At 72.8% G+C, this 6724-nt stretch carries 8 protein-coding genes; 6 read left to right on the forward strand and 2 right to left on the reverse strand.

The window, feature by feature from the left end; genetic code table 11:
• Window positions 1-363: 363 nt before the first annotated feature.
• Genes VF139_02255 through VF139_02270 form a run of 4 tightly spaced genes read left to right on the forward strand, consistent with a single transcriptional unit; the run spans window position 364 to window position 2553 of the window.
• Entirely contained in the window at window positions 364-882 is a 519-nt protein-coding gene (locus VF139_02255; protein HEX6850201.1) for an RNA polymerase sigma factor, read from the forward strand.
• Entirely contained in the window at window positions 879-1421 is a 543-nt protein-coding gene (locus VF139_02260) for a zf-HC2 domain-containing protein (protein HEX6850202.1), read from the forward strand. The genes VF139_02255 and VF139_02260 overlap by 4 nt, the downstream gene beginning before the upstream one ends.
• Entirely contained in the window at window positions 1418-1999 is a 582-nt protein-coding gene (locus VF139_02265; GenBank protein ID HEX6850203.1) for a DUF4252 domain-containing protein, read from the forward strand. Before VF139_02260 ends, VF139_02265 begins: the two co-directional genes overlap by 4 nt.
• On the forward strand, window positions 1999-2553 hold the full coding sequence (locus VF139_02270; GenBank protein HEX6850204.1) for a DUF4252 domain-containing protein: 555 nt from the start codon (window positions 1999-2001) through the stop codon (window positions 2551-2553). Before VF139_02265 ends, VF139_02270 begins: the two co-directional genes overlap by 1 nt.
• Here VF139_02270 and VF139_02275 read toward each other — a convergent pair.
• Window positions 2550-2993 (reverse strand): hypothetical protein, encoded by a 444-nt coding sequence (locus tag VF139_02275; GenBank protein ID HEX6850205.1) that lies wholly within the window; start codon window positions 2991-2993, stop codon window positions 2550-2552. The two genes, VF139_02270 and VF139_02275, sit on opposite strands and share 4 nt — an antisense overlap.
• Before the next feature lie 85 nt (window positions 2994-3078).
• Between VF139_02275 and VF139_02280 the strand changes: the two genes are divergently transcribed.
• Window positions 3079-4464, forward strand: coding sequence for a TM0106 family RecB-like putative nuclease (locus VF139_02280; protein HEX6850206.1), 1386 nt, complete (start codon window positions 3079-3081; stop codon window positions 4462-4464).
• Window positions 4461-6101: an AAA domain-containing protein gene (locus VF139_02285; GenBank protein HEX6850207.1), complete on the forward strand. Its 1641-nt coding sequence runs from the start codon at window positions 4461-4463 to the stop codon at window positions 6099-6101. Before VF139_02280 ends, VF139_02285 begins: the two co-directional genes overlap by 4 nt.
• A gap of 17 nt (window positions 6102-6118) precedes the next feature.
• Here the strand turns inward: VF139_02285 and VF139_02290 are convergent.
• The coding region (locus tag VF139_02290) for a DUF4388 domain-containing protein (GenBank protein HEX6850208.1) at window positions 6119-6724 on the reverse strand (606 nt) is incomplete at its 5' end.

Genomic DNA, 6724 nt, shown 5'->3' on the forward strand with positions numbered 1-6724 from the left:
GGAACGCTTCCAGCTGGCAAGCACACTCCGCCGAACAGCATCACGCCCACGTGCATCCAACTGGCGCTTTGGAACGCAACCGCCGACCAGCCAATCGAGCTCCCGATCATGTGCGTGGTTGACGACGGCCCGACACCCGTCGGCCAGACCGATCCCCCCGTCTTCATCCCCCTCCCCGTCGCCCTCGACGGGGCGCCCGCCCCAACCCCGCCACCCCCCTCCTCCGCCCGCCGTCCCCCTTTCCCCCCTACGAGCACTTCCCCGGGACGGCGGGCGGGGAGTCTTTTCCGTGCCGGGGCCCGGCGCTGACCGCCTGAAGTTCGCCGCAACTTTTCCTGCGCGGGGCGCGTTCATACTGCGCCCATGGACGCGCGCGTTTTCGAGCGGGTGGCGAGAGAGCACAAGGACCGCGTCTACGGACACGCGGTCTGGCTCCTTCGCGACCGCGAGGAGGCGCGCGACGTGGCGCAGGAGGTTCTGGTGCGGCTCTGGAAAAACCTCGACCGCGTGCCGGAAGAGGCGGCGAAGGGCTGGTTGATGGCGACGACCCATCGCCTGTGCATCGACCGCCATCGCCGCCGTGCGGCACGCCCCGAGCTTCCCGAGAACCCCGACCTCCCGATCGACGACCACACCCCCACCCCCGACCCCGGCCCCGACCGCCTGGCGCTGAGCGGGGGGATCGGCGACGCCATCGGCCGCGCGCTCGGAGCGCTCGTTCCGCGGGACCGCGCGGTCGTCCTGATGCGCGAGGTCGAGGGGATGGCCTACGACGAGATCGCCTCCGCCCTGGAGATCCCGATCGGAACCGTCAAGGCGTCGCTCCACCGCTCGCGCGAGCGGTTGCGCGAACGCCTCGTGCGCGAAGGAGTCCGGCCATGAGCGCCTGTGCGCGGTTCCTCGAGAAGCTGCACGCCCGGCTCGACGGCGAGCCGGAAGCGGCACAGGATCGCGAGCTCGAGTTGCACCTCGAATCGTGCGAGCGCTGCCGCGAAACCGCGGCCTCGCTCCGGTCCGCCCACGAGGCGCTGCGCGGCCTCGCCTTCGAGCCGATGCCCGAGGAGGATTTCCAGGCGGTGCTCGATCGGACCGTCCGGTCCGCATCGAGCCGCGAGGTCGTCCCCTTCCGCCCGCGGCGCGCGCGGCTGCTCGCGGGGCTCGGTCTCGCGGCGGCGGCGATCGCCGCGGCGGTGATCGTGCCGGTGCTCGTGTCCCGTTCGACCCCCTCCACGCCCTCCCCCCAGGAGATCGCCCGGGCCCGCGAGGACGCGATTCGCGCCCTCGCGATCGCCGGGCGGGCCCTCAAACGCGCCGAGACGGCCGGCAACGCCGTCGTGACCGGCGAGGTCTCCCCCGCCCTGCGCCGCGTTCCGCTGCGCTGGGACCGCCTCGCCGAGGAATCCAGGAGAACCCGCTCATGAAACGCACCCTCTTCGCCCTCGTTCTCGCGGCCGCATGCGGCGCCGCCTTCGCGCAGGACGCCGAGGTCCGCAGGCACCCCGCCTTCGTCGACGGTTCGGCGTTCGTCGATCTCGCCGGCGAGAACGGCGAGCTCGTCGAGGTCAGCATCGGCCCGGCGCTTCTCAACGCGATCGTCAGCGGCGACGGGAAGCAGGGAGCCGGGGAGCTGAGCGCGCTGTCCGGCCTCAAGGGGATCTACGCCTACGTCGTCGGCCTCGAGAACGACCCCGTGCGGACGGAGAAGGCCCGCAAGCTCGCCGCCGACATCGAGGCGAAGCTCGTCCGCGAGGGCTGGGAGCGCGTCGTGCGGGTGCGCGACAAGGGCGAGCGCGTCAACGTCTTCACGAAGCCCGGGCGCGCCGGCGAGAGGAAGGTCGACGGGCTCGTCGTCCTCGTCTTCGAAGACGGCGGCGAGGGCGAGGGGAGCGAGGTGGTCTTCTGCAACCTCGTCGGGACGATCGACCTGGCCAAGCTCGGCGCGATCTCGGAGTCGATGAACGTGCCGGGGCTCGACCAGATTCCCGGGGACTCCAAGTGATGCGCCGGGCCGTCCTCGGGCTGATCGCGGCGTCCTTGCTCTCGACCGCGCCCGCCTGCGTCTTCTACCGCGGCCCACAGGGCGTCGAGGACGCGCTCGAGGCCCAGATGGGGGTCGAGCTCGATCGGGAGTTCGGCATCCGGCTCGGGTTCGTCTCGACCAAGATCGCGAGCGGGATCGCGAGGGCGGTCGACGACGAGGACGCGCTCGGCGAGCTTCATCTCTCGAGCGTCGGCGTGGCGACGTTCACGATGGAGGGAACCCCCGAGAACCCGCCGGTCCTCGACCCGAAGCGTCTGGGGCTCCGCGGCTTCGAGACGGTGCTGCGGGCGAAGGACGACGGCGACGACGTGTTGCTCGCCGTCCGCTCCAGGAAGGGATCGGTGCGGGAGGCCGTGCTCGTCGTGTGCGACGGCGAGGAGGTCGTGATCACCCGATTCAAGGGGGATCTCGACGCGCTCGTCCGGGCGGCGGCGGCGAAGCAGTCCCGCCTCTCGAAAGTCGAGGTCGAAGTCGAGCCGGAGGCGGCAGGCGGGAACGGCGCCGTGGACTAGCGGGGTTCCGTGGCGGCGGAAGGGGTCCCCACGATCCACTCCACCCGCCGCACCGCGGAGCGCAGCACGAAGATCCGCTCGTTGTTGGTGTTCGGGTCGGCGGGGGTCATGAAGAACCCCGGCTTGTCCGGCGCGAAGGCGCTCGTGATTCCCGCGATCGCCTCGCCGTCGGTGAAGTGGACGATGAGGCGCCGCCCCTGCCCCGACGCCTCGTCGAAGTCGACGCGGTCCTTCCGTTTCGGGTCCCCCTCGTAGTCCTTCACGAAGAACAACGCCTTCAGCGCGCCCACCGGGACCTTCATGGGCGCCGCACCGGGCTCCGAGGGCTGGATGTGGAACAGGGCCCGGCCCGGCGCGAAGTCCTGGATCGTCCCCTTGACGACGCGTCCGTCGGCGAAACGCGCAACCACACGACATCCGACCTCGGGACCCTGCGCCATGGCGACCTCCGCCGTTCGGACCTGGCGGGAACTTAGGTGCCCCATGCCACGGCGGCAACCCGGCCCTTGCTACCCTGCGGGGCCCATGCCGGGACCCGCCTCCCTCCTCGCTCACCACCTCTACGACCTCGCGATCTGCGAGCACCGCGTCGCGCTCGACACCCGCCTGGATCGATCGCTCCGCACCCCTCCCGACGAGGCGGCCCTGCACCTGTTCGAGCGCGGGCTCGCGCTCGAGGCGGAGGTGGGCCGGGCGCTCGGCTGGCCGGAAATCACCGTGGAGGAGGGGGACTGGAGGGGCGCCGCCGATCGGACGACCGCACGCATGCGCGACGGTGCGCCGGGGATCCTGCAAGGGGTGCTCCTGGGGGACCGGCGGCTCGCCCGCCCCGATCTCCTCGAGCGCGTCGAGGGAGAAAGCGCCCTCGGCGGCTGGCACTACGTCCCCGGGGACGTGAAGTCCGCCTTCGAGGCGCGCACCGACGCGGTCCTCCAGATCGGATTCGCCGCGCGCCTGCTCGAGGCCGTACAGGGGAGGCGACCCGCGCATGGGTTCGTGATCCTCGGCGACGGCAGCCGCGAGACCTTCGCACTCGACGACGTCGGCGCCTCGATCGACGCGGCGATCGCCCGCGCCGAGGCGGTCGCCTCCGGCAAGGCCGCCACCGCGCCCTCCTTCTCGGCGGCGTGCGCGCGGTGCCGCTGGCGATCGACGTGCCTTCCCGAGCTCGAGTCGGCGCGCGACGCGTCGTTCGTCCACGGGCTCACGCGGGCGATGCGCTCCGCCCTCGCCCGCCACGGGGTCGCGACGGTGGACGACCTGGCCGCGTGCGATCCCGGCGCGCTCCGGCGCGCGGGGGCTCCCCCCGACGGCCTCGAGCGGCTCCAGCGGCAGGCGCAGGCTCTCCTGCGCGGCGCGGCCTCGGGAACGCGGCCGGTGCGCATCCCCGACGGGGCGGCCCCCGATCGGTTCCTGCGGATCGAGGTCGACCCGCTCGAGGGACGGGAGCCGTTCCTGTTCGCGTGGGGGACGGCGGACCGAGCGGATGCCGCCGTGGCCCTCGACGACCCCGCGCGCCTCCGGGCCTTCGCCCGCCTCGCGCACGACCTCGAGGGGTCCCCCGCGGCGCCGGTCTTCACCTTCGGCGTCGAGACCGCGCGCGCGCTCGGCCGCCTCGCCGACCGCGCCGCGTGGCCCCCCGCCCGGATCGGCGACCTCGAGGGGCGCGTGGTCAACCTCGCCCCCCTCGTGCGGCGCCGCGCGGCGCTCCCGGTCTTCCACTACCGATTCGACGAGGTCGCGGCGTTCGTCGAGCGGCGTCCCCGGCCCGCCCTCGACGCCCCCGAGGACGCCCTCTTCGTGACGCTCGCGGCGGAGCGCGAGCGGGCGGTTCCGGCGCTCGAGGAGGCGGGGCGCCGGTCGGTTGCGTCGCTCGTCGCCATCCGGCGCTGGCTCGGAGGCGCGTCGTGAACGGGCTGTGGGCCCGGCTCGAGCGACTGCTCCACCGCGAGACCCACGCGGCGCGCCTCCAGCATCGCGACCTGATGGCGCAGCCGGTGGAGGACCGCGTCGAGCGCGGGGACAGCCTCGCCGGGCTGACGTTTCTCGGCGAGAGCGAGGCGGGTCTCCGCCTGCGTTGTGCGGAAAACCTCGCGAAGTTCCGTTCCGGCGATCCGCTGCGTCTGTCGAACGGAGACGACGATCCCGGGATCGCCGTGACGTACCACGCCTTCGACGACGCGACGGGGACGGTGACCGTCGAGCGGGATCCCTGGAAGCAGGGCGGGCGCTTCGACCCCTCGCGGCCGCTCCAGCTCGATCCCGTCGACGGCTCCCTCAACGCCCTCGCGCTGGAGGCGATCGAGCTGCTGCTCGCGCGGAGGACCGCGGAAGCCGAAGCGGCACGGGCGGTCCTCGAGCGGCGCGCGGAGGTGCGCGACGGCCGACCCGTGGAGCTGATCCAGGGACCGCCCGGCTCCGGAAAGACCCATCGCCTCGCGCATGCGGTCGCGGCGATGGCGCGCGGGGGGGAGCGCGTCCTGGTCACCGCGCACACGCATCGCGCGGTCAATCAGGCGCTGCGTCGCCTCGCGGAGGTCGCCCCGGACGTCGAGGTCGTGAAGGCAGGGAAGCCGGCCGGCGCCGACGACCTGCGGCGAACCCGCGTGATCCAGGCCCCTTCGATGCGACGCCTCCCGCGGGGCGACGGGCGGCCGCGGGTCGTCGGGACCACCGTGTTCGGCCTCAAGGCGGCGTGGGATCTTCCGCCGTTCGACCGCGTCGTCTTCGACGAAGCGGCTCAGATCCCCCTCGCCTACGCCCCCTGCGCGATGTTGTGCGGCGGGAGGTTCCTGCTCGTCGGCGACCACCGCCAGCTCGGGCCCATCGTCGTGGGGGACCACGACGAGCCGCTCGCGCAGCGCTCGCTCTTCGAGCATCTCGCCGAGACGTACGAGCCCGAGCTGTTACGGACCACGTGGCGGATGAACGCCGGGATCAACGACTTCCCGAGCCGGGCCTTCTACGGCGGCCTCCTGCGGCCGTCCCCCGAGGCGGCCGCGCGCCGGTTCCCCGCGGTCCCCGGCGGGCCCTTCGACGCCTGTTTCGACCCGGAGGCGCCCGCCGTCCTCGCGCTCGTGGACCACGAGGGGTTCCGCACCCGCTGCGAGCGCGAGGCGCGCGCGGTCGCCGACCTCGCCGCCGACCTGCTGGTGCGACAGGGGCTCGCCGCGACCGACGTCGCAATCGTCTCTCCCTATCGTGCGCAGCTCCGGATGATCCGCACGCTGCTGCGCCGCCTCGTCCCCTCCCCGAAACCGCTCCCGGTGATCGACACCGTCGAGCGCATCCAGGGTCAGGAGCGCGAGGCGGTGATCGTCTCGTTGTGCGCCTCGGATCCCGAGTGGCTCGCGAGCGACCAGGCGCACTTCTTCTTTTCGCCGAACCGCCTGAACGTGACGCTCACCCGCGCCAGGACGAAGCTCGTCGTCGTCGCGAGCCCGAGGGTCTTCGACGCCTTCCCGCACCGTCTCGAGACGCTCGTGGACGCCGACCGGTTCCGTCGGATGAAGGCGGCGCTGCCGACCGTCGTCATTGGGGACCGGTAAATAGGGACAGTCCCTATTTACCGGTGACCGTCGCCGACGGCGGCCTCGTCGAGCAGGCGCAGGCCTTCCATCACGAGGAACATCGGATCGGCGTCGAGGGTCGCCTTGCGGGTGCGCACCCCGTGCTCGATCGTGAAGTCCCCCCGCTGCCAGCGGAGCATCGCGAAGAAGGCCGCTTCACCCTCGAGGTCGCCGGTCTTCGCGTGGCGCGCGGCGCCCCCCTCGAACCAGAGCTTTCCGGTGTGTTTCTCCGCGTGGAGGGTCACGACCGCGGTCTTCATCCCGATGTGGAGGATCTGGACGATGTCGGGGAGACCGAGATTCTCCAGGCGCCCGGAGATCCCACGCTTCGCGCCGGCCCCGGCGCCGTCGCGTCGCGCCGACTCGCGCACGAGGACGTTCTCCAGCCGCGCGACCGCCTCGTCGAGGTCGACCTCCCTGGGAATGAAGTCGTCCACCCCGACGCGCAGCGCGCGGATCTTCTGGGTGCGCTCGGCCGCCGGCGCGAGGCAGACGAACGGGACCGATCGGAGGATCTCGTCGCGGCGCATCTCCTCGAGCAGCCGGAAGGGCCCGTCGTCGTCGTGCCCGAGCGCCGCGGCGACGAGGTCGAAAGGCCCCGC

It is taken from the genome of Candidatus Polarisedimenticolaceae bacterium (assembly GCA_036376135.1).
In the GTDB taxonomy this organism is placed as follows: Bacteria; Acidobacteriota; Polarisedimenticolia; order Polarisedimenticolales; family DASRJG01; genus DASVAW01.